The sequence below is a fragment of the Streptomyces sp. SID4985 genome (assembly GCF_009863025.1).
In the GTDB taxonomy this organism is placed as follows: Bacteria; Actinomycetota; Actinomycetes; order Streptomycetales; family Streptomycetaceae; genus Streptomyces.
Window position 1 is genome coordinate 1 of the sequence record NZ_WWIR01000643.1, and the last position, 23,857, is coordinate 23,857.

General features: G+C 69.8%; 31 protein-coding genes and 5 pseudogenes. 29 read left to right on the forward strand and 7 right to left on the reverse strand.

The genetic code is table 11. From position 1 onward, the window contains the following. Positions 1 to 245: pseudogene (locus GTW40_RS27280) on the reverse strand (hypothetical protein); the annotation flags it as partial. Next, positions 242 to 709 (reverse strand): winged helix-turn-helix domain-containing protein, encoded by a 468-nt coding sequence (locus tag GTW40_RS27285; protein ID WP_161181797.1) that lies wholly within the window; start codon positions 707 to 709, stop codon positions 242 to 244. The gene GTW40_RS27285 and the pseudogene GTW40_RS27280, both read right to left, overlap by 4 nt. Positions 710 to 1,068: 359 nt before the next feature. On the opposite strand from GTW40_RS27285, the gene GTW40_RS27290 reads away from it, so the two are divergent. The 17 genes and pseudogenes from GTW40_RS27290 (at position 1,069) to GTW40_RS27370 (ending at position 14,221) form a co-directional block, all read left to right on the forward strand. Next, positions 1,069 to 1,521 carry a hypothetical protein gene (locus GTW40_RS27290; RefSeq protein ID WP_161182795.1) on the forward strand — a complete coding sequence of 151 codons (453 nt, stop codon included), beginning with the start codon at positions 1,069 to 1,071 and terminating at the stop codon, positions 1,519 to 1,521. Between the two features lie 168 nt (positions 1,522 to 1,689). After that, positions 1,690 to 2,424: a hypothetical protein gene (locus tag GTW40_RS27295; RefSeq protein ID WP_161182796.1), complete on the forward strand. Its 735-nt coding sequence runs from the start codon at positions 1,690 to 1,692 to the stop codon at positions 2,422 to 2,424. 50 nt (positions 2,425 to 2,474) lie between these two features. Further along, on the forward strand, positions 2,475 to 3,185 hold the full coding sequence (locus GTW40_RS27300; protein ID WP_161182797.1) for a hypothetical protein: 711 nt from the start codon (positions 2,475 to 2,477) through the stop codon (positions 3,183 to 3,185). 90 nt (positions 3,186 to 3,275) lie between these two features. Further along, a pseudogene (locus GTW40_RS27310) lies at positions 3,276 to 5,064 on the forward strand (TraM recognition domain-containing protein). After that, positions 5,061 to 5,291 carry a hypothetical protein gene (locus GTW40_RS27315; RefSeq protein ID WP_161182800.1) on the forward strand — a complete coding sequence of 77 codons (231 nt, stop codon included), beginning with the start codon at positions 5,061 to 5,063 and terminating at the stop codon, positions 5,289 to 5,291. The pseudogene GTW40_RS27310 and the gene GTW40_RS27315 overlap by 4 nt, the downstream one beginning before the upstream one ends. Continuing rightward, positions 5,288 to 6,523, forward strand: a complete 1,236-nt coding sequence (locus GTW40_RS27320; protein WP_161182801.1) for a DnaB-like helicase N-terminal domain-containing protein — start codon at positions 5,288 to 5,290, stop codon at positions 6,521 to 6,523. Before GTW40_RS27315 ends, GTW40_RS27320 begins: the two co-directional genes overlap by 4 nt. A 110-nt stretch (positions 6,524 to 6,633) precedes the next feature. Continuing rightward, on the forward strand, positions 6,634 to 7,140 hold the full coding sequence (locus GTW40_RS27325) for a hypothetical protein (RefSeq protein ID WP_343245797.1): 507 nt from the start codon (positions 6,634 to 6,636) through the stop codon (positions 7,138 to 7,140). A gap of 73 nt (positions 7,141 to 7,213) precedes the next feature. Then, positions 7,214 to 7,315, forward strand: a pseudogene (locus GTW40_RS33625) (DNA methyltransferase); the annotation flags it as partial. 121 nt (positions 7,316 to 7,436) lie between these two features. Next, positions 7,437 to 8,321 (forward strand): annotated as a pseudogene (locus GTW40_RS27330) (DNA cytosine methyltransferase); the annotation flags it as partial. Positions 8,322 to 8,414: 93 nt separating this feature from the next. Next, the gene (locus GTW40_RS27335; RefSeq protein ID WP_161182802.1) at positions 8,415 to 9,020 is read left to right on the forward strand and encodes a DUF4913 domain-containing protein; all 606 of its coding nucleotides are present in this window, start codon (positions 8,415 to 8,417) and stop codon (positions 9,018 to 9,020) included. Continuing rightward, the gene (locus GTW40_RS27340; protein WP_161182803.1) at positions 9,017 to 9,796 is read left to right on the forward strand and encodes a glycosyl hydrolase; all 780 of its coding nucleotides are present in this window, start codon (positions 9,017 to 9,019) and stop codon (positions 9,794 to 9,796) included. Before GTW40_RS27335 ends, GTW40_RS27340 begins: the two co-directional genes overlap by 4 nt. Then, positions 9,793 to 10,263, forward strand: coding sequence for a hypothetical protein (locus GTW40_RS27345; protein WP_161182804.1), 471 nt, complete (start codon positions 9,793 to 9,795; stop codon positions 10,261 to 10,263). Before GTW40_RS27340 ends, GTW40_RS27345 begins: the two co-directional genes overlap by 4 nt. After that, on the forward strand, positions 10,260 to 10,928 hold the full coding sequence (locus GTW40_RS27350; protein ID WP_161182805.1) for a hypothetical protein: 669 nt from the start codon (positions 10,260 to 10,262) through the stop codon (positions 10,926 to 10,928). The genes GTW40_RS27345 and GTW40_RS27350 overlap by 4 nt, the downstream gene beginning before the upstream one ends. Continuing rightward, on the forward strand, positions 10,925 to 11,740 hold the full coding sequence (locus GTW40_RS27355) for a large ATP-binding protein (RefSeq protein ID WP_161182806.1): 816 nt from the start codon (positions 10,925 to 10,927) through the stop codon (positions 11,738 to 11,740). The genes GTW40_RS27350 and GTW40_RS27355 overlap by 4 nt, the downstream gene beginning before the upstream one ends. A 24-nt stretch (positions 11,741 to 11,764) precedes the next feature. Next, entirely contained in the window at positions 11,765 to 12,604 is an 840-nt protein-coding gene (locus GTW40_RS27360) for a winged helix-turn-helix transcriptional regulator (RefSeq protein WP_161182807.1), read from the forward strand. A 120-nt stretch (positions 12,605 to 12,724) separates the two neighbouring features. Beyond that, positions 12,725 to 13,669: a DUF317 domain-containing protein gene (locus tag GTW40_RS27365; protein ID WP_161182808.1), complete on the forward strand. Its 945-nt coding sequence runs from the start codon at positions 12,725 to 12,727 to the stop codon at positions 13,667 to 13,669. 63 nt (positions 13,670 to 13,732) lie between these two features. Next, positions 13,733 to 14,221 carry a hypothetical protein gene (locus GTW40_RS27370; RefSeq protein WP_161182809.1) on the forward strand — a complete coding sequence of 163 codons (489 nt, stop codon included), beginning with the start codon at positions 13,733 to 13,735 and terminating at the stop codon, positions 14,219 to 14,221. 5 nt (positions 14,222 to 14,226) lie between these two features. Here the strand turns inward: GTW40_RS27370 and GTW40_RS27375 are convergent, their stop codons facing one another. After that, positions 14,227 to 14,493, reverse strand: coding sequence for a hypothetical protein (locus GTW40_RS27375; RefSeq protein WP_161182810.1), 267 nt, complete (start codon positions 14,491 to 14,493; stop codon positions 14,227 to 14,229). A gap of 218 nt (positions 14,494 to 14,711) precedes the next feature. On the opposite strand from GTW40_RS27375, the gene GTW40_RS27380 reads away from it, so the two are divergent. The 8 genes from GTW40_RS27380 (at position 14,712) to GTW40_RS27410 (ending at position 17,654) form a co-directional block, all read left to right on the forward strand. Beyond that, positions 14,712 to 15,059, forward strand: a complete 348-nt coding sequence (locus GTW40_RS27380; protein ID WP_161182811.1) for a DUF317 domain-containing protein — start codon at positions 14,712 to 14,714, stop codon at positions 15,057 to 15,059. A 113-nt stretch (positions 15,060 to 15,172) separates the two neighbouring features. Continuing rightward, positions 15,173 to 15,538 carry a winged helix-turn-helix domain-containing protein gene (locus GTW40_RS27385; protein WP_161182812.1) on the forward strand — a complete coding sequence of 122 codons (366 nt, stop codon included), beginning with the start codon at positions 15,173 to 15,175 and terminating at the stop codon, positions 15,536 to 15,538. Positions 15,539 to 15,840: 302 nt separating this feature from the next. Continuing rightward, entirely contained in the window at positions 15,841 to 16,017 is a 177-nt protein-coding gene (locus tag GTW40_RS32815) for a hypothetical protein (RefSeq protein WP_202486487.1), read from the forward strand. Between the two features lie 103 nt (positions 16,018 to 16,120). Next, positions 16,121 to 16,375 carry a hypothetical protein gene (locus GTW40_RS27390; protein WP_161182813.1) on the forward strand — a complete coding sequence of 85 codons (255 nt, stop codon included), beginning with the start codon at positions 16,121 to 16,123 and terminating at the stop codon, positions 16,373 to 16,375. A gap of 52 nt (positions 16,376 to 16,427) precedes the next feature. Then, positions 16,428 to 16,640, forward strand: a complete 213-nt coding sequence (locus GTW40_RS27395; protein ID WP_161182814.1) for a hypothetical protein — start codon at positions 16,428 to 16,430, stop codon at positions 16,638 to 16,640. Positions 16,641 to 16,729: 89 nt separating this feature from the next. Further along, on the forward strand, positions 16,730 to 17,059 hold the full coding sequence (locus GTW40_RS27400; protein ID WP_161182861.1) for an esterase: 330 nt from the start codon (positions 16,730 to 16,732) through the stop codon (positions 17,057 to 17,059). A gap of 74 nt (positions 17,060 to 17,133) precedes the next feature. Next, positions 17,134 to 17,388 (forward strand): MarR family transcriptional regulator, encoded by a 255-nt coding sequence (locus tag GTW40_RS27405; protein ID WP_237525748.1) that lies wholly within the window; start codon positions 17,134 to 17,136, stop codon positions 17,386 to 17,388. 32 nt (positions 17,389 to 17,420) lie between these two features. Further along, the gene (locus tag GTW40_RS27410) at positions 17,421 to 17,654 is read left to right on the forward strand and encodes a hypothetical protein (protein ID WP_161182815.1); all 234 of its coding nucleotides are present in this window, start codon (positions 17,421 to 17,423) and stop codon (positions 17,652 to 17,654) included. A 351-nt stretch (positions 17,655 to 18,005) separates the two neighbouring features. On the opposite strand, the gene GTW40_RS27415 is transcribed toward GTW40_RS27410, so the two are convergent. Both GTW40_RS27415 and GTW40_RS27420 read right to left on the reverse strand, forming a co-directional pair. Next, positions 18,006 to 18,164, reverse strand: a complete 159-nt coding sequence (locus GTW40_RS27415) for a hypothetical protein (protein WP_161182816.1) — start codon at positions 18,162 to 18,164, stop codon at positions 18,006 to 18,008. Beyond that, entirely contained in the window at positions 18,148 to 18,351 is a 204-nt protein-coding gene (locus tag GTW40_RS27420) for a hypothetical protein (protein WP_161182817.1), read from the reverse strand. Before GTW40_RS27420 ends, GTW40_RS27415 begins: the two co-directional genes overlap by 17 nt. 836 nt (positions 18,352 to 19,187) lie before the next feature. Here GTW40_RS27420 and GTW40_RS27425 point away from each other — a divergent pair. Continuing rightward, positions 19,188 to 19,454: a hypothetical protein gene (locus tag GTW40_RS27425; protein ID WP_161182818.1), complete on the forward strand. Its 267-nt coding sequence runs from the start codon at positions 19,188 to 19,190 to the stop codon at positions 19,452 to 19,454. Between the two features lie 813 nt (positions 19,455 to 20,267). Beyond that, positions 20,268 to 21,092, forward strand: a complete 825-nt coding sequence (locus GTW40_RS27430) for an SAM-dependent methyltransferase (RefSeq protein WP_343245803.1) — start codon at positions 20,268 to 20,270, stop codon at positions 21,090 to 21,092. Here GTW40_RS27430 and GTW40_RS27435 read toward each other — a convergent pair. Both GTW40_RS27435 and GTW40_RS27440 read right to left on the reverse strand, forming a co-directional pair. Beyond that, entirely contained in the window at positions 21,082 to 21,924 is an 843-nt protein-coding gene (locus tag GTW40_RS27435; protein WP_161182820.1) for a DUF5753 domain-containing protein, read from the reverse strand. The genes GTW40_RS27430 and GTW40_RS27435 overlap by 11 nt on opposite strands. A 186-nt stretch (positions 21,925 to 22,110) precedes the next feature. Then, positions 22,111 to 22,344: a DUF397 domain-containing protein gene (locus GTW40_RS27440; protein WP_161182821.1), complete on the reverse strand. Its 234-nt coding sequence runs from the start codon at positions 22,342 to 22,344 to the stop codon at positions 22,111 to 22,113. 642 nt (positions 22,345 to 22,986) lie between these two features. Between GTW40_RS27440 and GTW40_RS27445 the strand changes: the two genes are divergently transcribed. Next, complete coding sequence (locus GTW40_RS27445) at positions 22,987 to 23,199, forward strand: hypothetical protein (RefSeq protein ID WP_161182822.1); 213 nt, start codon at positions 22,987 to 22,989, stop codon at positions 23,197 to 23,199. Between the two features lie 144 nt (positions 23,200 to 23,343). Continuing rightward, positions 23,344 to 23,844 (forward strand): annotated as a pseudogene (locus tag GTW40_RS33360) (ATP-dependent DNA ligase); the annotation flags it as partial. Positions 23,845 to 23,857 lie beyond the last annotated feature (13 nt).

Sequence of the window (23,857 nt, forward strand, 5' to 3'; positions counted from 1 at the left end):
TGTTCCAGGACCTCGATGAGGGCGGCGGTGTCATAGCTGCCGGGCTTGAGATGGAAGCATAGGCGGGCCCCGCGTTCGGGGTCGGTGGAGTGGTATCCCAGGGCCCCGGCCATCGAGGCCCGTTTCCAGTTCAGCCGGTGTCGCAGGAGCGGGGTTCGACCTCGGGGTGCGTAGGTGCGGCGGATCTGGGGCAGCAGGGAGACGCCTGATTCGTCGAGGAACACGATCCAGGCACGTGTGTTCACCGCCCCTTTTTGATGCGCGGCCACTCGTGGGCGATCCAACGGGCGATCTCGGATTCGTCCCTCTCGACGGCCCGCCGCTCAGGTCGCTGCAGACTCCATCCGAGCCGGCCGGTCAGCAGCCGCCACACCGACGCCCTCGACAACGACACGCCCGTCACCCGCTCCACGACGATGCCGACCCGCTCCAGGGTCCACAGGTCGGCTTCGAAACCATGAACCTGGGCTCCCCGTTCCAACGCGACCCGGACCGTCTCGGCCTGGGCGTCATCCAGCTTGGGCGGGCGACCGGTTGCCGCACGGCGTCGCAGTGCATCAGCACCGCCTTCTTCCCATACCCGCCGCCACCGTCGCACGCTCTCGGCACACACACCCACCGCCCGCGCGATCTCCGCATTCGAGACGCCGTCCCCGAACAACTCGACCGCCCGAACTCGCCGCGCTTCCGCCAACTGCGGCCGCGACAACGGAGGAAGAGAGGAACCGACCGCACAGGGAGAAGGTTCATAAGCCACCCCGACAGCCTTCCACCCACACGGCCACCACACCCACCGAACTTACGAAAAGATCAGTAAGGAGGCTTTCGTATGGCCGTTGTTGGTAAGCCGGGCTATCCGTATCTGCGGAATGGCCGGGCGCTGTCAGCGCCGACCGGCAGCAACGGTGGCTCAGCGGAAGGGTCCTCCGGGCGGCCACCACGATCTACCCGGCCCGTGCCCGGACCACAACCGCTGATACCGGCCACCGAAGTAGCCCCCCAGCCTCCGTCAGCGTTCCCCCGGTCCGCCCGCACCCGATAACCCCGCCCGAGAGGTAGGACTTCCCCGTGCTGCAGCACGAACCCGACGTGGCCTTCGGCCTCCACCCCGACCTCGGCGTCATCGCCGCTGTCGCGGACGACAACCAGTACCTGCTGGCGGTGCTGGACGAGTACGGCTTCAAATACGACGCATCCCTTGACCTCTCCGTGGTCCCCAGCGAAGTCCCGCACAGCAAGGCCGTTCGCATGGTGGCAGCCCTCACCTGGGAACTGAAGCACTCCGGTTGGATGGTGGACGTCGCCCCGGCTGTCTCCATGCACACGGTCCTCGACCCCATCCAGCCCTCGGCCGCTGCGCCGACGCGCGCCGCACAGCCTGACAGCACGCCCGAGGAGCGCACTCGGGCCCGCGCGGCAAGGGCCGCCTCGCCGCAACTCCCCGCAGCCGCACCGTCAAATCCTCCACCCCCAGCACCTCCCACCACAGCGCCCCCGAGGGGTGCGGGCCGTACCCGCTGATCCCCGTCATCCCAGCCCCGGTAGCTCGGCCTCGTGGCAATCCCGCTCGAACTCCTCACAACCCTGGTGAAACGGAGCACGTACCAGCGTTTTCCGGCCGGGCCAAATCGTGGATGCGGTGAACCCTCTCTCCCTGACGATCCGATCCGCTGCGTTTGGGAGGCCCACGTGCCTGTTCCTCCGATCACCATCACTGCCGAGTTCAGCGGCAGCGTCGTGGCCAAGGGAGCCACCGACGATCTCTCCGCCTCGCTCCTGAAGCACGCCGGGTTCCAGCAGATCGACGACTGGTACGGCCGACGCCATCGCCTGCCCACCACCACCCCCGTCGCCGACAAGGTCGCCATCGCCAGCCACGCGGCCGAGATGCTTCGCGCCGCCCGCTACAGCGTCGACCTTTCCCCCGCGCTGGACACGGCCCGGATGAGCCCTCCGGCACACCCCCTTGGGCCCTACACCGCTGGAGCGGAACTCCTACAGATCACGGACCGGATCAGGGCTGCCGAGAACGGCTCCGACCTCCAGCGAGCGGTCGACCACCTCCTTCACCCTGAGCACGGTGCTCTTGAGCGTGTACGGGAAGCGCTGGAGGCAGCGGGCGAGCAGATCAACGACCTCGACGACGAGTTGTACGCGCTCGCCGACCGGTTCGGCTTCGCCTCGGAGTTCGTCAGCTCGGCACAGTCGGAACTCATCGGCGCCGAGGCCGAGCTGCGCCGTGTTGGTGACGCGCAGCAGGGCCGGCCCGGGACGCGCTCCCCGAAGCTGACCGAGCATCGGGGCGCTGCTTTGGCCACGTCGCCGGCTGCGGCGAAGGCCAAGGTCACCCCGGTCCTCGGCGGCGAAGCGGCCCGTTCGAGCGCGGCCGTGCGCCCGCCGAGCGCTCCGGGTCCTCGGCGGTAATCCGGGTGCTCATCCGGCCTGACCACCCAGACAGCCCACCAGGAGCACTCGTGCCCGAGTTCTATCCGAGCATCGGTGACGCCGTCGGTGCCGCGATGCAGCACAACATCCGGCTAGCCCACGGCCCCGACGAGCCGCTGCAGGTCCGTCACCTGCCCAGCGCTGCCGCCGACCCGTACTCCGTCCGCGGGATGATCGCCCGCCTCACCGAGGAAGCGACGCCCGACGAGGTGGCGGGGATCCTCGAGGAAGTCAACGGTGCGCTCGTCGGTGCTCTTCCGCAGCTGACCGAACTGGTCGCCGCTGCCGCCGACTGGACTCGTGTCCGTCTGACGTTCGACGAGCCGTACCACACCCCCACCTGGGAGACCTGGACTCGACTGGCCGCCGCCCACGCGATGCTCGGGGACGTTCAGGAGCAGTTGGAGGTCGCCGAGGACGGGGTCGCCGCGTGCCCGGCCCAGCGTTCAGACCCCCGGCACCACGACAAGGTCCACATCCTGCGGACCCATGAGCTGCTCGACGACGTCTTCGGTGCGGGCCCGGTTGCTGCAGCACCTCCCGCCCGGGATCCGGACGCCGACGATCCACGCCGGCGGGCCGTCGGCTCCGTTGGCGAGGTCGTCGAACCCGAGCCCCGGCGTCTGGCCGCCGCTCGCCAAGTCTCGCCAGTCGCGGCCAAGGCGGGCACCGCCACCAGCGCCCTGGTGCCCGACGCGCCACCCCCGCCTGCGGCACGTCCCGCCGGCCGTCCCCGCTGAAACGTTCCGCTCGATCCACGAGGAGTGAGCCCGTGAGCTGTACGAGAGCCGAGCGCGCCCCGCTCCCGCCCGCTCACCCAAGGAACCGCCGTGCCTTCTCCGCGTACCAGCGCGCCGTCGACCACCACCGGGTCGGACGCGCTCCTCTATCTCCTGTTCGGCGTCCTCGGCGCCGCGATGGTCTTCGGCTCTCTCGCCTGGCTGACCGGTAACCTCACCAACGTCCTTGTCGGCAGCGGATCGTGGGCCGCGTTCCGTGCCAGCGACGCCCTGCTGCATCCCGGGGTGCTGTGGCCGTCCCTGAGCGCCACCGCGTTGCTGGCCGGGGCCCGCGTCGTTCCCGGCCTACTCACCCTGGGCCTGATCACTACCGGTCTGGTGCTGTGGATGCGCTGGCGCTCCGGCGCCCAGTCGGGTCTCGCGCGGAAGGCCGATCTGGTGCCGCTGCTGGACAAGGAGATCACCGCCAAGGCGAAGAGCCTGCGCCCGTCCCTGGGCGGCCGGGAGGGTAAAAGAGGTCAGTCCCGCTGATCGCGGCATCCTGCTCGGCACACTCGTCCCCGGTCGGGCCGAGGTCCGCGCTTCGTGGGAGGACGTGATCGTCGCGATCATGGCCCCGCGTTCCGGCAAGACGAGCGGACTGGCGATCCCGGCGATTCTCTCGGCGCCCGGCCCGGTCCTGCTCACCAGTAACAAGGCCGCGAACGATGCCTTCACCGCCACGGTGGACGCCCGCGCCGAGGTCGGCACGATCTGGACGCTGGACCCCCAGCAGATCGCACACCATCCGCGCGAGATGTGGTGGGACATCCTGGCCGACGCCCGCGACCTGGCCGGGGCAAAACGCTTGGCCGGGCACTTCGTCGCCGCGAGCGTGGACGAGTCGAGCGGCTCCGACTTCTGGTCCACCGCCGCCTCGAACACGTTGGGCGCGCTGTTCCTGGCCGCCGCGAGCCACCGGCGGCCGATCACCGATGTCCTGGCCTGGCTCGCCACTCCCGCCGACCGGACCCCGGTGGACCTGCTCACCGACGCCGGCCACGACGCGGTCGCCGCCCAGCTTCAGGGCACCGTGTCCGGTGCGACCGAGACCCGCGACGGCATCTACGAGACGGCTCGGCAGTACGCGAGCTGCTTGCTGGACCCGGATGTCGCCGCCTGGGTCACACCGAACGCAGACCTTCCCGAGTTCACGCCGTTCGCCTTCGCCACCTCCCGCGACACGCTCTACCTCCTGAGCAAGGACGGCGGCGGCAGCGCGAGCGCGATCATCGCGGCGGCGGCCGACGCCGTGATGCGTGCGGCCGTCATCGTCGCCGAGCGCTCCGGCGGACGGCTCGACCCGCCCGCCCTGTGCGTCCTCGACGAGGCCGCCAACGTGTGCCGCATCTCGGATCTGCCCGACCTCTACAGCCACTTGGGCAGCCGGGGCGTCATTCCCATGACGATCCTGCAGTCCTACCGGCAGGGCCAGCGCTGCTGGGGCGAGGCCGGCATGGACGCCCTGTACTCCGCCGCCACCATCAAGATCATCGGAAGCGGGATCGACGACGCGGACTTCGCCGACCGGCTCAGCAGGCAGGTCGGTGACCACGACGTCCAGACCACCTCGGTGTCCACCAGCGAGAGCGGCAAGTCCACCTCGGTGAGCATGCGCACCGAGCGGATCCTGCCGCCCGACGCGATCCGCGCCCTCCCCAAGGGGAAGGTGCTGCTGCTGGCCACCGGCATCCGTGTCGCCATGCTCAACCTCAAACCCTGGTACAAGGAATCCTCCGCCAAGGTGGTCGGCCCGGCCTCCGCGCGCGCCACGCAGGCGATCACCGAGCGAGCCCTGGCGAAGAGCATCGGGCGCGACGACTTCGGGCTGTCGGCGTGAGCGCGCCCACACCGCGTCCCGGGCGGCTGCCGTGCTCGCCGGTCGTTCTGCGCGACGGCCGGTGGTGGCTCGTCGGCAGGACCGGCTCGATTCCCGCTTCCGATCCCGCGTTCATCGCTGTGCTGGACGACTTCGCCCAGGCGATGGCCGCTGCCGACCGGGCGGTCGCCGGACTTCGTGCCCGGCAGAACGGGTCGTGCGCCTCCGGCACGGGAGAGGGACGATGACCCCGCTGCTGCGTGCCGAGCAGGCGGTCCTCGGCTCCGTGCTCCTCGACCCCGCCCAGCTCTCGAACCTGGACTGGCTCGCGCCGGATCACTTCTACCGGCCCATCCACCAGGCGCTGTTCGCCGCGCTTCGCAAGCTCCATAGCGACGGCCACCCGGCGGTCGGTGCCGAAAAGCCGGTGCCGATGTCCCCCGCGTGCGGCGCCTGGCCTGACGACGCCGCCTTCGGCGACAACCCACCGGCCCTGCGCCAGTGGGTGACGGACGCGGTCGACGAGGCCGGCCGCCATGTCCGCGGGCTGACCGCGGCGTACGCCCACACCCTGATCTCGGCCTGCCCCCGCCCCGAGCACGCCCCCGTGTACGGCCGCATGGTGCTGGAGGGGGCGATCCACCGCACCGTGGCCCAGCACGCGATCCGCCTGCACCAGGTGGCCCGTGCCGACACCCTGCAGGGAGAGGTCGAAGGCTCGCTGCGGTCGGCGGACATCCTGACCGGCGTCCTCACCGATCTTGCGCGGCGCTGGGGAACCGACCCCCGCCCGGTCGCGCCTCCCGCTGCACTGACCGCCGCCCTCACCGTGCCACCGGTTCGGGCCGACCTGGTCGCCGAGGACGAGCGCTTCCTCCTGGCCGTCCTCGCCGAGCAGCGGAGGGCCCTGGACGAGGTCGTGGCCTGGCTGCGGCCGGGGGACTTCGCCGATCCGGCCCACGGGCAGGTCTACAAGTGCCTCGGCGCGCTGCGTCATCGGGGCGAACCCGTCGACCGGATCACCCTGCTCTGGGAGGCACAGCGGCGTGGGCTTCTGGCCGACGGCACGCTGTCCGGCGAGCAGCTCACTGCCATCTGCGACGGCATGGTCCCGGGCAGCGCCGGATGGTTTGCGGAGCGGGTGATGCGCTCCTCCCTGACCCGGACCGCAGCCGCCTCGGCGTGCGCTGTCCGGGCTCTGGCCGAGGACGAAGCCCTGGACCCCGGTCGGCTGATCAACCACGCCCTGCACGTGCTCGGTCCGCTCGACGAGGTCCACGCCCGCTGGCAGGCCGCGAACGGCAGTCCGGCTCCGAAGCCGCCGACCGCCCTGGCGCCAGGTGGCCCGCCTCCGGGCCGAGTGCAGGCCGCCCGCGCCCGCAGCATTCCGCACCCGGCCCCAGCGCCCCCGGCCCGGACCAGCCCCGGCCCTGGGCCCGCGCCAATCAGGGCCCGGTCGCCTGCGCGCGGCCACTCTTAACCCTCTCAGTCTCGCGCCATGTCCCCTTCCCTCGCTTGGAGTTCACCTTGAAGGACACCTCATTTTCCGATGCCGCGGATCTGCGCGCCACCGCATCAAGCTTCGATGCCGTGCGCGGCGAACTTCCGACTGCCGGGGATCCCGACCGCCCGCTCGACAACGTCACCGTTGGGCGCCAGCTCTCCGCCGTCGGCACGCTGCTCGCCGAGCTGGCCGACGAGGTCCTCTTCCGTGCCACCCACCAGAGGCGGGACGGGCACACCGGCCCGGCCCTCATGGGCTTCGCCGCCGCCGTCAAGCCCGCGTGCCAGGCAGCCTCCGCGCTCGCAGCGGCGGCGCGCCGGCTCGCCGCCCGCGACCATGCCAAGCACCTCGGCGACGAGCCCGCGCCCGAGGAGTACGACCGGCTGGTGATGAGCAACGCCCTCGGTATCGCGGACGAAGCTCTGCGCGAGACCTCCGAGGACCTTCGCACCGCAGCGGCGGCGATCTCGCCCTCGACCGCCCGCGCCGAAGCCGCTCGCAGCCGGTCCACGACCGCGGCGCCCTCTCCCACTCCGTCGCCCCCTGCCGTCTCACCGGCAGCTCCGCCGGGCCGGCTCGCGCGGGGTCGCTGACGTGCGCACCACGCACCCGCACCCTCCGCTGATCGGGTCGCTCTGCTCGGGGTACGGCGGCCTCGACCTGGGCGTGCAGTCCGCTCTCGGCGGCACGCTGGCCTGGCACGCGGAGGTCGATCCGAACGCCTCGCGCATCCTGGCCCGCCACTGGCCGGGCGTCCCCAACCTGGGCGACATCACCACCGTCGACTGGTCCACCGTGGCCCGGGTGTGCGTCCTGACGGCGGGCTTCCCCTGTCAAAGACGTCTCGGTCGCCGGCCGCCGGGCCGGACTCAACGCCCATACCCGTTCCGGGCTTTGGCTGCACGTCGCCCGTGCGGTCGAGGTCCTCCGCCCTTGCCTGGTTGTGATCGAGAATGTCCGCGGCCTCCTCACCTCCCCCGCCGGTTCCCCTGGCGACGTGGAACCCTGCCCGTGGTGTCTGGGAGACACCCCAGGTCAGCCTCCTCTGCGGGCACTTGGTGCCGTACTCGGCTCCCTGGCCGACCTCGGGTACGACACGCGCTGGCGCGTGCTTCGCGCCTCCGACGTCGGAGCCCCGCACCGTCGCGAGCGCGCTTTCCTCGTCGCCTGGCCCGCCGGGCACCCTGCTCAAGACGCCGACGAGCAACATCGGCAAGAACGGCGGCTCCCAGCACCCGGACAAGAGGAAGAGCGGGGGGCACGGCCCGAACCTGGCCGACGAGGTCGAGTGGCTGCTGCCGACGCCGAAAGCATCGGACGGGATCAAGGGCTCGCCGAACCAGCGGCACGGCAACGGGGACTTGACGCTGCCCAGTGCGGCGGCGTCGCTGCTGCCCACCCCGAGGGCCGGCGACACCGGTGCTCCCAGGCGCCGTCCTCCCTTGTCGGCGGTGGTCCTGCCGCTCTGGACGGAGGAGTCGCCGCAGGCCGGGGAGCGGAACGGCGATGGGGGCCGTACGCAGCCGCCATCACCCGATGGGAGACGCTGACCCGTCCCGCGCCCGAGCCCACCGACGCTGGCGGCCGGCTCCGCCCGGACTTCGTGGAGTGGATGCAGGGCCTCGACGCCGGCTGGGTCACCGCCACCCCCGGGCTCGGGCGTCCGGCGCAGCTCACCGCGCTCGGCAACGGAGTCGTCCCCCAACAAGCGGCACGGGCTCTGCAGTTGCTGGCTCCGCCCTTCCCGCGCTGCCCTCGCTGCGCGGGCGGGTAGCGCTCCCCTACCGGGTTTTCCCGGCCGGGCCAAACCGTGGTTTCTCCGGATCCTCTCGGGCATGTCGCCGTCTCACAGATGGAGCACGCCCCGATGTCCGACACCAGCCCGACCACCCCCGGCCCTGAGCCGTTCCGCGTCCCCGACGGGGACCTCGACGACCTCGCCAGCACCCTCGCCAAGACCATGGCCGAGGTCAGGCAGCACGGCGTCATCCTCGACCGCCTCGGCTCCGAGCCCGATCCCGCACCTGCTGCCGACCAGCAGGCCGACGGCGTTACCGGAGCCGAGGCGGCCGGTGCCGAGCAGGGCGACGGCCCCACCTCGGTATTCATCCTCGCCCTGGGCAGCGAGGCGTACGCCGTCGAACTCGCCGCCCTCACCGACTGGGTGAACTACCTCTTCCTCCCGGTCTACGGCCGCGAGATCAGCACCACTCGTCCATGGTGCGCGCAGTGGCACGAGCACCCCGAGGCCGTCGCCCGGCTCCACGCGCTCTGGCTCGCGTGGCAGCAGTTCACCGACGTGGAGGCCGGCCTGTCCGGTCCCTCCGCCTGGCACCGCGACCACCTGGATCAGACGCTGGCGCACCTGCGTGCCCCCGACGGGCCCTTCGCGGCGTGCACGACGAGCGCGAACCGCCCCAACCACCGCGTGCTGGCCACCCCCGCACCCGAGCAGGCGGGGGCGGCGGCGTGAACGACGACCTCGACTTCGACCTCGGCGATCTCGCGCCCGCCGACGCTGCCTCGGAAGAGGCGATGGAGACGCTTTGGGCCGGTGACCTGACGGTGCTGTCCCAGCACCACACCGCTCCCCACGGTTCCCACAGCTTCGTCCTCGCCCACGACCGGTCGGTCACGTGGGGGATCCCCGGCGGACCGCAGGTGGTTGCGATCGCGGTCGCGCGGGACCTCAGCCGGTCCACGTTCACTCTGGAGACGAGCTACCACGCCGCGGCGTCCTTCGCCCAGAACTGGCTGGTCGAACGCGGCTGTCCGCCCGAGCGGATCGCCCTGGTCGGCGACGAATTCGTGAAGCCCGCCGACGACCTCACGGTCCAGGTCGAACAGCAGATCCGGGAGTCGGGCACACGCTACGAGGTCCTCGACACCTACACCTCGGACTTTGATCCGGGCGAGACGTGGACGCTGACCCGTGACTCCAGTGCCGCCCAGGCGCCGGTTCGCGTCTTCCACGAAGAGTGGGACCACGAGGCCGGCACGTACACGATGCGCGAGGGCGCCTTCGCCGATGCCGGTGCCGCCCGCTCCTGGCTGGACGACCGCGACGGTCCGCTGCCGGAACCGCCGGAGTACAGCGATCACAACGGTGCCGTCGTCCGGGCCCGCATCGCCCGTATCGCGCTCGCCCGGTCGGCCGATGCCGCCGCGATACAGAAAGCCATCCGCGACACCCCTAACGCACCGCCGGCGGGCCCGGCCCCGCGTCCAGTGCAGGGGAGGCCGCTGTGAGCCGCGCTCGCTTCGCCTTCGCCGCGCACCCTGACGCCATCGCAGACCTGCGAGAACTTCCCTCTGAAATCCGTGACTTGGCGCTGCTGGAGCTGCAGAACCTGGTCCACGGAAGTGACGACTGCCTGCCGTTGAAGGGCCGCCTCGCCGGCTTCCACAAGGTCTACGTCGACCCGGACGTCGCCTACCGGATGGTCGTCCAGTTCCGCCCCGCTCCGCCCACCTCGGCGCATACGCGCGAGATCTATCTCGTCGCCGCCGGAAGCCGGAAGGACTACGCGGTCTACCGCTTGGCCCACCTGCGCACCAGGCCCCAGCACATCGAGACTGACTCCACCGCGGACGCCCGCGTACGGGCCGCCCAGTCCCGGTCGTCGCTCGCCGTCGACCAGCCGACAGCAGGTCCGGCAACTCCGCCGGCAGCCCCAGTCCCGGCCGCCGGGCCCCGAAAGGTTCCCCAACGATGACCACCCACCGCGCTCCCCTCACCCGTACCGAACTGGCGGACCTTCTCACCGACGCCGCGCAGAGTGTCTCGGGCATCCTCACCGCCGAGTACCCGACGGCCGTCAGCCGTTCCTACCTGCACCCCGTGCTGGGCGCGCTGTCCACCGGGCCCCGTGTGGTCGGCGAGCTGAGCGACCGCGTCGAAGAGTTCGTGGCGGCCGAGCCGCGTCCCTCCACGCCGGCGGGCCTGTTCACCCTGGCCTCCTACGCCTCCGCGCTGGGGTGGCTCACCGAGTCCTTCGCCGAGCTGACCGCCTCGGTCGAGCAGATCTACACCCGCGTGGGCATCCCCACCGAGCCGCACGGCCCGGTCGTCGCCCCGCCCGACGGCGCCGAACGGGACGGCGAGTCCGGCTTCGCGTTCAGCGCGCTGGAGCTGGCGGCGATCCGTACCGCGGCCGAGGCCGCCGACCTCGCGCCGGACGACTACGTCGAGGTCCTCTCCGAGTCGCTGCTCGCCGCCTCCCGGATCACCGACGCCTGCGTGGAGATCTCCAACGGCCTGCTCGAAGACGCCGCATACGTCCGCGACGAGGCAACCGACCACGTCTGGATCGGCGAAGGCCCCGGCAGCCTGCCCACCCTGGTCCGCTCCCTGCTCGCCCGGATGGAGGTGGCAGTGTGAACCCCTACGACGCGAACACCCACCCCGGTCCACACCTCGTGGCCGAGACGCTGGGCGTCTCAGACGTCGGCACGCTCAACCTCGCGCATCGCCGTGGGGAGCCTTTGTATGGGGCTGCGATACGGGTGATGCAAGCCGCGCACAATCTTGACGAGCGACACGGCCGGGTGACGCACGCGGCCCGGTACGCTCGCAGGCTGCTCGAACCCCTCGCGCGCGGCGAACTCGACGGTGCACGCGTCTCGTACGCGATGCTGCAGACTGCGGTCCCAGAGCTCGGAGACCTTCTTGCCCAGCAGGACCGGGCCCACGATCAGCTCGTCGAGTCCGTTTTCGCATACCAGCGCCTTTTGCCCGGTGCGGGTGCGGCTAAGCGCTCGGAAGCAGTTGTCCTGGGCAGGCCGGCGCCAACTCCGGACGTGCAGGGCACATCTCTGGCCGAGCCGACTCCTTCCCCTGAACAGCTACAGGCTCTCGAAGTGATAAAGCGCAGTCGGGCGTGGCTGAAAGAGCGCGTAGTGCGCGCTGGCCTTCGTGTCGCCACCGACGCGGGATCGCGGCGTATCGACCTTGCCACGGTAATGACGATGTATGACGCGAGATGGGGCGAGCGCGACACCAACACCACTCTGCGCCTCGGGCAGCGGCTTGCGCTCACGGCGCTCGGCGAGGCGGTTTTCCGCGCCGGATGCGCCACAGATCTCCGCGTTGCCGCAGCTCTGCGTCGTGGTGCGTCAACAAAGGCATCACCGTGTTCACCGACGAACCCGCCGCCCTCGCCGTCCGGGGCCAAGCACGGCCGTTCCCTCTGACCCCTTCCTGAAAGAGAACACTCCATGTCCGCCCCCGTACAGCCTGCCTCCTTTTCTATCGGCTCGGTCGATGCCCAGCGTGTGGAGGACGCGTTGTCCCTGATGGCGCCGAAGTGGACCACCTGGTCGGCGATGACGTTGGCCCAGGCGGGCCGCCCGATGCGAGTGCGCGACGTTTCCACCCGACTCCCCTTTGTCAGCGAGCAGTTCGTCGGCAAGCGGTTGGCGACGATGCACTCGGATGGGCTGGTTGTCCGGACCGACGACAGCTTTAGGGCCCCGTACCAGCTCAGCACGCTCGGCGAGTCGCTGTCTCCCGTGCACCACGCCTTGTCGGACTGGTCCCAGGCTCACCTGTCGCTCGGCCCGATGGCCGAAGCCGAGCGGGTCGAGGATGCCCTGCGCCGCCTGCACCTTCGGCATTCCACCGCCGTGATCCAGGTCCTCGACGCGGGCGGCCCGATGCGGTTCCTCCATATCGCCGAAGAGGTCGACTTGGACCAGGGCTTCATTGGGCACCGACTGCTCCGGCTTCAGGCCGACGGTCTGGTCACGCGCACGGGTCCACGCCACGGCGACCCCTACGTGCTGACCGACGCCGGTCAGGCACTGGGGTCGGTCTACGCGAGCGTGGAGCACTGGAGCGAGCCGATCGCCGTGCGGAGGACGTCGTCGGCGAAGGCCCGTGTCACGGCGGCCACGCGGACCAACATCAGCGTCCCGCTGGCGGCGGAAGGTGCCCGGACCGCGGCGGCCCTGCGTCGCAGTGCTGCGCCGAGCGCTCTGTTCAGCCATGCGCCGCAACCGCAACCGCGGGTGCCGGCGGCCGTCACCGCCCGATCGGCCCCGGGACGGGGTCGGTGAGGCGAGTGGGGCTCAGAGCCAGAGCCGTCTCGCCACCGCCACTGCGTCCGCGCGCGCTCCGGCCGTACGTTCCGCCGCGCACGCGGACGCGTTCCCCTCCTACACATCCGGAGCTTCGACATGCACGACCCTGATGCCCCGTACCGCTACCAAGAGGTGCTGGTCAGCCCCATGTACCTGGCCGGCATGGACGGGACCGCCGACGCCAGCTTCGCCCCGGTGGCCCACTGGCCGCACCACCGCCTCGACGAGGGCCCGTGCCAGCTCGTCGTCACATCGCCCGATCACCGGATTCGGATCGGCTGGTTCGGCGACGACTTCGAGCCGTGGAAGATCACCGCAGCCGAGGAGGCCATTGCCGCGCCGCGCTGGACGGCCACCTTCAACCACGTCACCCCACCCGAGATCGTCGCCGGGCTCACCGCCGCTCTGGCCCGCGACTACGCCGAGTCCGACGCCTACGACGGCAACGGGCGCTTCCTGGCGCGCCCCTCGTTGTATTGGCGCGACGCCGTCCAGCCGCTGACCGATGCCGGCTGGACCCGCGACGGCGCGGCCGAGCTGGGCACCGTCGAGATCATCGCTCCCGATGGACAAGCGGGCGTTCTGATCGACAACCGTCGCCGTGGTGCGGACGCCGAAACTGTCGAGCTGTGGGCCGGACCTCCCGGGTGGGGCACGCGCGCGGAAGCGGTATTCACGCGCGGCACCCCGTCTCATCTGATCGCCGCGACGGCAGCCGTCATGGCGGATTCGGCCCCGGTGATCCGTGAACGGCACCAGATCCACCGCGAGATGGAGCACCTTGTCACCCTGACTCCGGTCGGCCAGGTCACCGGCCCCCCGCCCGTCCCGCGCGCTCCGACTCCACTCGACGTGCGCCGCACCGCTGTTGTCCAGGCCGTCCAGCGTGCCCAGCGCGTCCCGCGTACCGCAGCCGACCTCCGGGTCATGGCCGCGCAGAGCCGTACCGCGGGTGCGGCGCAGTACCGGCCGGGCAACTTCACGCCCGCCGCCGCAGCCGGGCCGCTGGCCGGCGCGGCCGCTCCGCGGCGCAACCGCTGATCACCGAACCTGCCTTGGGCCCAGCCCTGCGGCCCGCGCCCCCTGTCCCACGGGAGTTCCGTCATGCCCACCGCCACCGCGCTCGACCAGGCCACCGCCATGATCGAGAAGACGTGGGGTCAGCCCATCGAGATCCTGGAAGTCCTCGCGGTCCGTCGCCCAAGCGACGATCCCGTCCTGCGCTCGGCCATGCATGTCCGCGCGGCTCTGGCCATCACCGACAACGCGGTGAGCGCGCACCAAACCCGTCTGCATGCCCTTACCCGACCCGGCTACGTACCGGCCTTCTTCGAACTGGAACGGATCACCAGCTCGGCGGCCGATCTTCGCGTCGCCCATGCGGAGAGCCAGACGTACCTGCAGTCGATCAGGCGCGTGGTGGAAGCCCGCGAAGCCGCCGTGCCCGCCGCCCCGGCCCCGGCGGCTCGCCTGGCCCAGGCCGCTGTCGCCCGCTCCGGGCACACGCCGCACCACCCTGGCCACGCGCCCGGCCCGCCAGCTCCTTCGGCGGCGGTCGGGCCGTCGGCGCCCGCTGCGGGGCCGCGTCGCTGAACGGGTCAGGCGAGGTCCTCGTCGCGGCGGGCGTCCTTGGTACGCGCGCCCACCGCGCGGGCCAGCTCCTCCACCGTCAACTCGACGCGCCGGCCTTCCGCTGCCCGGCGCTCCACGACCGTCTCCTCGTCGGGCCACCTGTCCGGCTGCGCGCCGACGCCCCACTGGCCGTCGGCGACCATGGCAATGTCGCCCACGGTCCACGGCCGCCCGGCGGCCCGGATCTTGCGCTCCAGCCCGGCGCCGTCCCAGTGTCTGCTCGCCTCTGCCACCCCTGCTCCCCCTTCGATGCCGTGTGGCCGTCGCCGCAACCCAGGTACGACAACCGCGTTCGCCGATCCATTCCCCGGCCGTCGCACCGTGCGGACGGTGGCGAGTTCGCCCACGGCAGACGCCATCTGCGGGGAAACGACTACGTACTTCGGCATACGGCATGTCAACGTACGGATGTCGGGAAAAACCCGCAGGTCAACGAAGGGATCGTCCAACCGTGAACGCCTCTGCCGCCCTCCTGCCCGCCGTCGTCCGCCCCGCCGTGGAAGACCGCCACTGGCTCTCGACCGACCACTGCGCGGCCCCGGTGCTCGACCTCCTCGGCGGCCTCGGCTGGTCGGTCGTCGACACCCCGGAGGCCAACGTCCACGCGACCAGCCCGGACGGCCACGTCTACGTCGGCTGGCTCCCCGAGGACGCCACCGCCTGGAAGCGCGGCATCGTCTGGCAGGTCCGCGTACAGCCCGCCGAAGGCCAGGCGTGGGTCCAGGAGTTCGGTCACCACACCCCGGCCGAGGCGGTCGCCGGATTCCTCGCCGCCCTCGTCGCCCACTCCCCGCGCTGACCGCTGAACCGCCGGGGCGGGCCGTGGCGGCCCGCCCCGTTCACCGGCGCTCGTGCCGATCCGCACCCCCGGCGGACCAACCAATCCCCCTGCTCTTGCATGAAGGGCATCAAATGACCATCTACCCTGACGACCTCACCAGGTTCACGCACCAGTTCGTTGGCTTCAGCACCGTCGCGTTCGCGGCTTACGATTCCATCGCGGGCTCCGGCATCACCTCCGGTCTCAACCTGCTCGCCTGCGGGGTGTCGGTGGTGTACACCGTCGGTCGCGGCCAGGACTACCTTCGCCGCAGGGACACCCGGGTCGTCGCCTACCTCTCCGAGAACCCAGGCACTCCTCTCACCAAGATCAGCGCCGCCACCAAGCTGAGCGAGGAAACGGTCGCCAGCTCGCTGCAGCGCCTGGTCGCCGACGGCCTGGTCGTACGGGAGAGCGGCGCCACCCCTCCCACCCGCTCTTACAGCCTGACCCGCTGACTCTGCCTCCCTGGAGCCACCGGCTCCGGGGACTCGCTCGCTTCCCCGTCCAGGGAGTTCCGACCCATGCGCATGCTCCTGGCCTCCCGGCCCGGCTACCGCCGAAAGTGCGCCTACGCCCGACGCTGCACCTGCTACTACCTGCCCGGTCGATACGGCCGCCGGGCCAAGACCCTCCGCCGCCGCGCCACCCGTCACGCCGAACGACGCCGGTGGCAGCGCGACCTCGCCAACGGATCCCTAGAAGGCGTTCAAGCACCGGAAGGTGCGCCTGCCACCTTGAAGGAAAGGATCGACAGAACATGACTCGGGACAAAATGATGACTCGGCGCGGGAAGCGGCGCTTCGACTGCTGCTCGGGGCACAACCCGGATTCCTACCACCATGGGCGTGAACGCGCCCGTGAGGCCCGCGAGTGGCGGCAGGACATCATCTCGGATCTCCCGCACGGGATACGTGGCCCCGTCCAGCTGCCCTGACGCGCACTCTTACGGCCCGCGACAGCTCGTGCGCCCCGACACCTCCTCCGAGCACCCGCCGGTCCAGACGTTTCTTGTCCCCACCCATGAGGAGCCGCTCTCCATGTCCTTCCGTGCCCCGCTCACCGACCACCACGCCGATGGCACGCTCTGCCCGGCCAACCACAAGCACACCAGCTCCGGCAAGCCGCTCCACGCCCACTGCCCCGGCCGCGCATACACGCAGGCCGTCTGCTCGTGCGGCAACTGGGAGATGAAGCAACGCGGCAAGGGCTACGTCAACGAGTGCCGCAGACGGCATCTCGCCACTCACGCCGAAGGGCCGAGGGTCGACCTTCTCCGCCTCGACGCTGTCTGACGCGCTGCCACCAGTCCGGTCCCGAACTCCCGTACCGCTCCCGGAGATCCTCTTGCCCAAGTACCTGACCGTCGGCCACCTGCTCCGCCAGCTTCAGGACCTTGACCCCGGCCTGCCGGTCCGCCTCGCCATCAACCCCGACTTCCCCTTCGCCCACTACGTGGGGGCCAACGTCGTCGTCCAGAACGGCATGGCGTTCATCGCCGACGACGGCCAGGAGGACTACCTCCCGGCGGGGGTACGTGACGCCCTCGACTGGTCCTGACCAGTCACACCAACGCCGAGGAGGCTCCTATCTCGTCGCGATCCCGCCCTTCGTCCGTCCTCCCGCTGCACGGCCTCGCCGTGCACCCCATGCCGGACGGCGTGCACGGCGCGCTGGTCCGGCGCGTCTCGGCCCGGCCCGACGGTCCTCTCGACGTCACGTGGGTCACCGACGGAACCCCCAGACTCCCCCTCGGCCGCATCCGCCTCCACTGGACACCTGCCGCCCGTGGGGGCTGGGACGTCACCGCCCACCTGGGCCTGGCCACCAGCGAGGTGCACCTCGCCTCCTGGCCCGCCGCCCCGGACGACTGGCCGCGACTGATCCGCCCGACCATCCACGAGGTCATCGGCCTGTGCGCCGCCCTCGCGTTCGCGACCGACGCCCTCGACCTCTCGAATCACCTCGCCGAGGTCTGACCGACCACCGCAGAAGGCCGCCCCGCGCCGATCAGGCAGGGGCGGCCTTGCGTGCGTTGCGTACGCTCATCCCGATGAACGAGGAGGACACGATGGTCGACGACCAGCAGCTCTGGGGCTACACGGAGGTCGCCGCTCACCTGGGCATCAGCGTCGGCGCCGCCCGCAGCCGCAAGAGCCGGGGCACCCTGCCCGCGCCCGACGACGACAGCGTGCCGGACCGACCCCGCTGGAAGCCCGCCACGCTCCGGGGCTGGAAGCCGGTCGGTCGAGGATTCCGTAGCGACCTGCACGGCCCGCCCCCGCACGAGATCACCCCATCCGCCTGACCAGCACGCGCACCCGCTCATACGCTGCCGCCATGACATCCGACTCGCCGATGCCGGCCCCGCCGTTTCCTTCGCCCACCAACGCTGTGCTCCGGGTGATCGTCGGCAACGCCATCGACTCGATCCGCAGCGGCCAAGCCTCGGTGGAGGAGGCGATCCTGCACACGGCCGTCCACGGCTGGTACGAGGGCCATGTTGAGGGTGAGGACGCGTGCCCTGGGTGCGACTTCCGGGGTGGACTGCCGAAGAACAGCAACCGCTCCTGACCCCCGTCAGGGGTAACGGGGTGCACGTTGACGTCGACGTCAACGTCCCCGAACGCGATCACGGCGCCGACTTCGAACATCCGCTCACGCCAGGTCGGTGCCCAGCTCGGTCTCAGGTCGGCATTTGAGACAGGGCTCGAAGGCCGGGTCAGTGAGTGCGGCTCGCGCCTCATCGGCTCGCACTCGGCGCGACGGTTCAGCGATTCTCTTGCAGGCGGCCCGATGGACAATCGCGAAGCCGGGATCATCTGCGCTGTGTGCCTGCTGGACCACGTACTCGCCCGCCCGAGCCGACCGCGCAAAAGGAGCAGGGAGCGGGCCAACAGCTCCCTTGGCTCTGCGCGTCGGGTGCTACGGTCGATCGCGCTGCTCCGCCCGTGCGAGGGCCTGCCGCACCTCGGCGAGCTGTAGGGACAGGTAGGTGTTGATCGTCTCGTTCTCGGCGATCTGCCGCTCGACGTGCGCGAGGATCATCCGGCGACGGGGAACATCCTCAGGCAGCTCGGCCATGACGAGCACCCTGCAGCGCCGCCCAGGCTCCGGTGCTGCGACCCAGCCAGTGCTCGTGGACCAGCGCCTTCGCGGACAGGGCGAGCAGCCGTCGTCGCAGCGCCGTGCTCGGCCGGATGCTGAGCTGGCGGTAGACGTCGTGCCACTCCTCGTGCACAGCGGAGCGATCGGTGGGAAGGTTGCTCATACTTCGCATTAGAGCATGTGTTCGATTTAACGTGCTCCCTGAACCCGGCCGTCACAGGGCTCGGCGATAGCGCTGCGCGGCGTCGCGCAGCGCGAGGGCGGTGGGCCGCCGCGTCAGCCAGTGGGTCTCGATGACGGCCTTCTCGGTGATCGCGTCCTCCACGGGGACGGGCGTTGCGGCCGGTCTCCGTCGCGCCGATGGCGTCGACGACCCTCTTACTGGTCGAGGGGATCGGCGAGCTGCACACAGCACTCGGGCAGGTGCCCGCGGCGGCGCGCTGGTTCCGGCGTCCGGCCTGGCGAGCGTGGCGCCGTCGAGCTGGCGTCCGGCGTCAGCCGGTCAACGCTCCCCGCCGCAACCGACGGCGTGCCCAGCCGCATGAGGTGGCCTCTTACGAAGTCGCCGCCGCGCAGGCCCCGTTGGGTGACCACGCTGGCGCCATGTGCCATGAGCGGGTTGCCGACTCGGCGCTCGCCCGGCCAGGGCGAGCGCCGGATTACTCATACTTGTTCACTCGAAAGAGTGAACCGGGCGGAGGGTGCCTGGGGTGGCTTTCAGTGCGGTGTGCGGATTTTCGCACTGCCGGTGACAGGTTCTGTTCACGCGCGCCCAGTTGCTTCAAATCCTGAGCGGGAATGTGTGAATGATTTCGCCACGCGGGCTAGGCCCGAGGAGAGTTCTGCTCCGCTTTCACGGCTATCACCCCAGTCGGCAGGCCGCCTGCTGCCACTACTGTCCAGACAGGCACGGAAAAGGACTCCGAGATTGGTTGGTGCCCGCCTCGGAGCCCCCTTCCTCCGCGCCGGACCAGTGCCATTCGACCTGAGGAGAAGTCAATGATCCAGCACGTCCGCCGAAAGTTGACCAACACCCTTCCGGCGGTGCCAGACATTACCATTCCGGTTTCGCACGCCCTGCAAACCGCCGTGAAGAGTGTATTTATCCTGCGGATTCGGCTCGCGGCCGCACTCACGGTCGGATTGACTGTCGCGTCCCTGGTCCGGCCGGAGTCGGTGCCCGTGAAGGTTCTGCTCACCGTCTCGGTCACCCTGTGCGCCGACCGCAGCGGTCTGACGTTCTACAAGGTCAGCCGCTACCGCTGACTGGCGTCTGCCGCCGGCCATCGCGCAGGTTCGCGCGGTGGCCGACGGTGAGGTCCCGCGCGGGGGCACGGTCAATCCCGTGCCCCCGCAAGCGCGTTGCCTGGGACGCGTGGTGAAAGTGCCGAAGCTCTCCGGTGGACGATCAAGCAGGGCTTCCGCCGTCCGCTGCCGCGAACGGACAACGGGCGCGATCGTTGGTCATGCAGGTTGAGGTGTTGAACGCCCCATGCGCCGCTGGCCGAAGCCGCCTCCTCGGCCATCCGTCCCGAACGCTGCGCGTTCTGCTCGTAGTTCGCGGTCGTCGCCGCCAACAGCGGATCGGCCGGAAGTCGCGTGGCATATACGGTTCCGGGCGACCTGGCCGCCCAAAGGCCTGCCCTCTGCCCTGCGCGGTTCCCGCGACCTTCGCCTTGCATCGAACAGACAGCGTTCGAGCGTGTTCGGGTGGTGTACCGGCCCCTTCCTGTCGCAGAGGCGAACGCCCCGCTGCTGCGGCACCGGACTGAATTCTCAGCGACTCCGGCCGACCGCGTCCTGGGAATGCCGCCCGCTACCTGCGAGCTGCTGCGACACCAGGTCCTTTCAAATGTCATCAACAGGGGGCATATGCCCGTGTCGGATGCCGCCTGACCTGCGGGTGTGCGCCGGAGCACATCTGCCACGGTGATGCAAGTTTTGCTCCCGAACGCGTTTCGCTCGTTGGGGCTTATGGGTAGCCCTGGAGCGGACTGACCTCTTAATATGTGATCTCTACCTTCGGAGAGCCGCTGAACTTGTGGCGAGTCATGCGGCCGGGAGCGTGGGGAGTAGCCCATCCTTGACCTCAGCAAACCCAGCGTTGCACGCATGTATGACTACCTTCTTGGCGGGACCGATAACTATCAGGTAGATCGGGAAGCCTGCGAAGAATTACTGAGACTTGCCCCGAGCACCCGCGACATCGCTCTCATCAATAGGGCATTTCTTGTCCGTGCCGTCCGCTACCTCGCCCGGGAACGCGGGGTCCGCCGATTTCTCGACCACGGATCAGGGTTGCCCACCAGCCCGAATGTCCACGAGGTCGCCCAGGCGGTGGACCGGTCGTGCGAAGTCGTCTACATAGACAATGATCCTGTCGTGGCCGCGCACGGGAACATGTCCCTGGCCGAGGATCCTTCCACCACCGCCGTCCTGGAAATGGACATGCGGGAGACGGACAGAATCTTCGCATCGCCCCAGGTGGAACGCCTCTTGCGGGGAGAACAACCCGTCGCGGCACTCTTCGTGTCGGTACTTCACTGCATCCCAGACACCGACGACCCGTGGGATCTGGTCCGCCGCGTCGCCGACCGGCTACCTGACGGCAGCTACATGGTCATCTCACAGCTCGCCAGTGACAATCCAGACCTCCGCGCGTCGATCACCAGCTTCATGGACGCGGCCACGGGCGGTAACTGGGGCGAGGTCCGCTCTCTGGAAGAGGTCAACCGCTTCTTCGAGGGCTTCGAACTACTGGAGACCCTGGACAACAAACCGGTGGAGGTCTCCCTCTGGCACCCCGACAGTGACTTGGCGCCTCGCCAGAAGAGCAAAGAGTGGATCGAGTACGGAGGAGTTGCGCTCGTCAAGAAAGCCCGAGATGGCGATCTCAGTCGGTGAGCTTCTCGATGTAGTGCTTGAGCACATCCATGGTCTCCTCCTTACCGCAGGCGTCGACCCACAGATCGTCCAATGAGGCCATGTAGGCTTCGATCTCTGCCTCATCAGTGATCAGCTCGCCGCCGCGGTTTCGGTTCTCCAGATAGACCAACCGACCCCTCTCCCCGTCGAACGGCTTGAGCAGGGTCATCGCGTTGTGGAGGGCCGAACCCGCGCTGGGGGCGGAATCCAGCAGAACGCGTAGCCGTACTCGGGGCTTATTCTCCGCCACGTTGTACAAGTGCCGGAGCTGCTCCCGCATGGCGACCCGACCGCCCCGCTGGATGCGCAGGCACGATTCGGCCATCACCGCCTCGTACAGCGGGGCGCGGTCCCCGTCGAGGAGGTTCTGGCGTCGCATCCGGAACTCAAGGCGCTCGTGGACTTCCTTCTCCAGTTGCCGCCGCCGGCCCTCGTCGGGCTGCTTGCGCGCGAAGTCCCACATCAGCGCCTGGGCGTAGGCGCGGGTCTGGAGCATCCCAGGAACGTTGGTCTCGTGGTAGCCCCTGATGAGCTTGGCGTTTGTTTCGATCGCCGACAGCGACCGGAACGCCTCGGAGGAACCGCGGGGCGGCGCCCACCCCGGCGTCTCCTTGGCCCGCTCCAGGTTCTCCAGCGCCTCGTCGATGTCCCCCTGGGGTGCTTCGTAATAGCGAAGCAGCGCCAGGACCTTCTCGGGCTTCATCTCGACGTTGGCGTTCTCAAGGCGGCTGAGCGTCGCCACGGAGCCGACCTCCGGAACCGCGGCGATGACATCGGTCTGAGACCGGTTGCCGCGGTACTTCAGGAGCATGTCAGCGACGGCCCGCTCAAGAGGATGAGCGGACCGCTGCGGCCTTTTCCCATCAGGGTTGGGCACTGACGCGAGATGACGACGGGACAAGTCCAACTCCCTTACCGTGCGCGGCGCTTTGTGCCGCCCATGTAATCAGAAGATGGAGGGCGCGAAGCCCCGTCCGCAACCCGTGTCCGTGGTATTTCAGACAGTCATGGGATCGAACTCGCCCTTCTTGGTCCCGTCGACGAACGCGGCCAACTCGGACCGCGTGAAGATCAGTGCAGGACCCTGGGGGTCAAGGGACTGCCGCATGGCGATGTTCTCACCAAGGTCGGCAAGTTCCACGCAATCGTCCCTACCGTCACTCGCGGACGCCTTCACCCACTGCGCCCCGGCCAGCTCGCCGGCGGGCATCCCGCTGTAGATACGCTGCATTCTCGTTCTCTCTTTCTGTTCCTGACCAGCACAAACCGCCTGGCCTCACGCGCCGGACCCCAAACCGGGCGCCCCGTTTTCACTCGCCCGTGAAAATTTCACGGGTCGGTGAGAATGGATGGAATGCTAGACCCAGATCGGCAGGTATCGCTGTCCCTCGAAAGGGTGTTCTCGCAAGCATTGAAAGCCTAAGTATGATCGGAATATGTTCCTATGCAGGGCTGAGGGAGAATGACCTGAGATGATCTGTGGGCAGAGCTGGATTCTGAAAACCAGCCCTGACGGCGCGGCTGGTCAAATACAATCTTTGGCCGTTCTTTCGCGCACCCAGGCGCTGCCCTCTCGCCCACGTGTCGACTTCCGTAGTTCTTTTGGGTCATGGCCGGGCTACCCGTTCTTGGCACTGGAGGATGGCCCGCGGCAGGGACTTCCAAAGTGCGATGACGCAGCGCGCCAGTCGTCGGGTGGTGCAATTTCGCGCAATTCGCTGGTCGCCCCGGCGGCCCCCCGCTCACACTCGCGGTGACCCGTCGACCTCGTGGGAGGCGAACGTCCGTGATGTTCCTGGTAGTGATCGGCTCCTGGCGGGTGCGCGTCGCGCTGGTGTAGCTGGCGCATCATGCCGCTCTGCCCGCCGCCCCGATGGCCGTGCTCGGCGTCTGGGCGGCGCTGGGCCGGGGTGTACCGCTACTGGTGGCCGTCGTCGCCTGGTGGACCACGTCGGCGCTGCTGCTGCTCAAAGCCGCTGGAGGACGGCTGCACCGGGAACTCGACGGCGCGGGCATCCCTTGCTACTGGTGCCCGGCCGGCGTCACGCTCCCTGGTCCGGACGCCAGTACCGGCGCGCCGTCGTGAGTACCCCGCCGGTGACGCTGCTGGCGAGGCCGCCGCCTTCTTGAGCGGACCATCCCGGTCGCGAAAGCGCCCCGGTCACCGTAGACCGGACTCATGGTGCTGCGACCCCCGGTGGAGCCGATGCTCGCGTAGGCGCGCGACCAGTTGCCGCCGCGCGGCGCGCTGGGGGATCTCTGCTTCCAGCCGAAGTTCGACGGCTACCGCACCCTGCTGTTCACCCCGAGCGCCGCGGTCGAGTCGGTGCTGCTCCAGTCCCGGCGCGGCGCGCTGATCCAGAACCGCTTCCCCGACCTCGTCCGCGCGGCCGCTGCCCTGCCCGACGGCCTGGTGCTCGACGGCGAGCTGGTCGTCTGGGTCGAGGGCAACCTGTCGTTCGAGGCGGTGCAGCGCCGCACGGCCGCCGGCGCCCGGAACGCCGCGCAGCTCGCCATGCAGTTTCCTGCGCACTTCATCGCCTTCGACGTTCTCCAGGCGGATGACCAGGAGCTGCTCGCGGAGCCGTACGCCCGGCGGCGCGCCCTGCTGGAGGAGCTGTTCGCCGCGCACGCCGTCGGACCACCGTGGACGCTCTGCCCGGAGACGGACGATATCCGCGTCGCGCAGGACTGGCTTACCTCCTGGACCGACGTGCCCGGCGTCGAAGGCATCGTCATCCGCG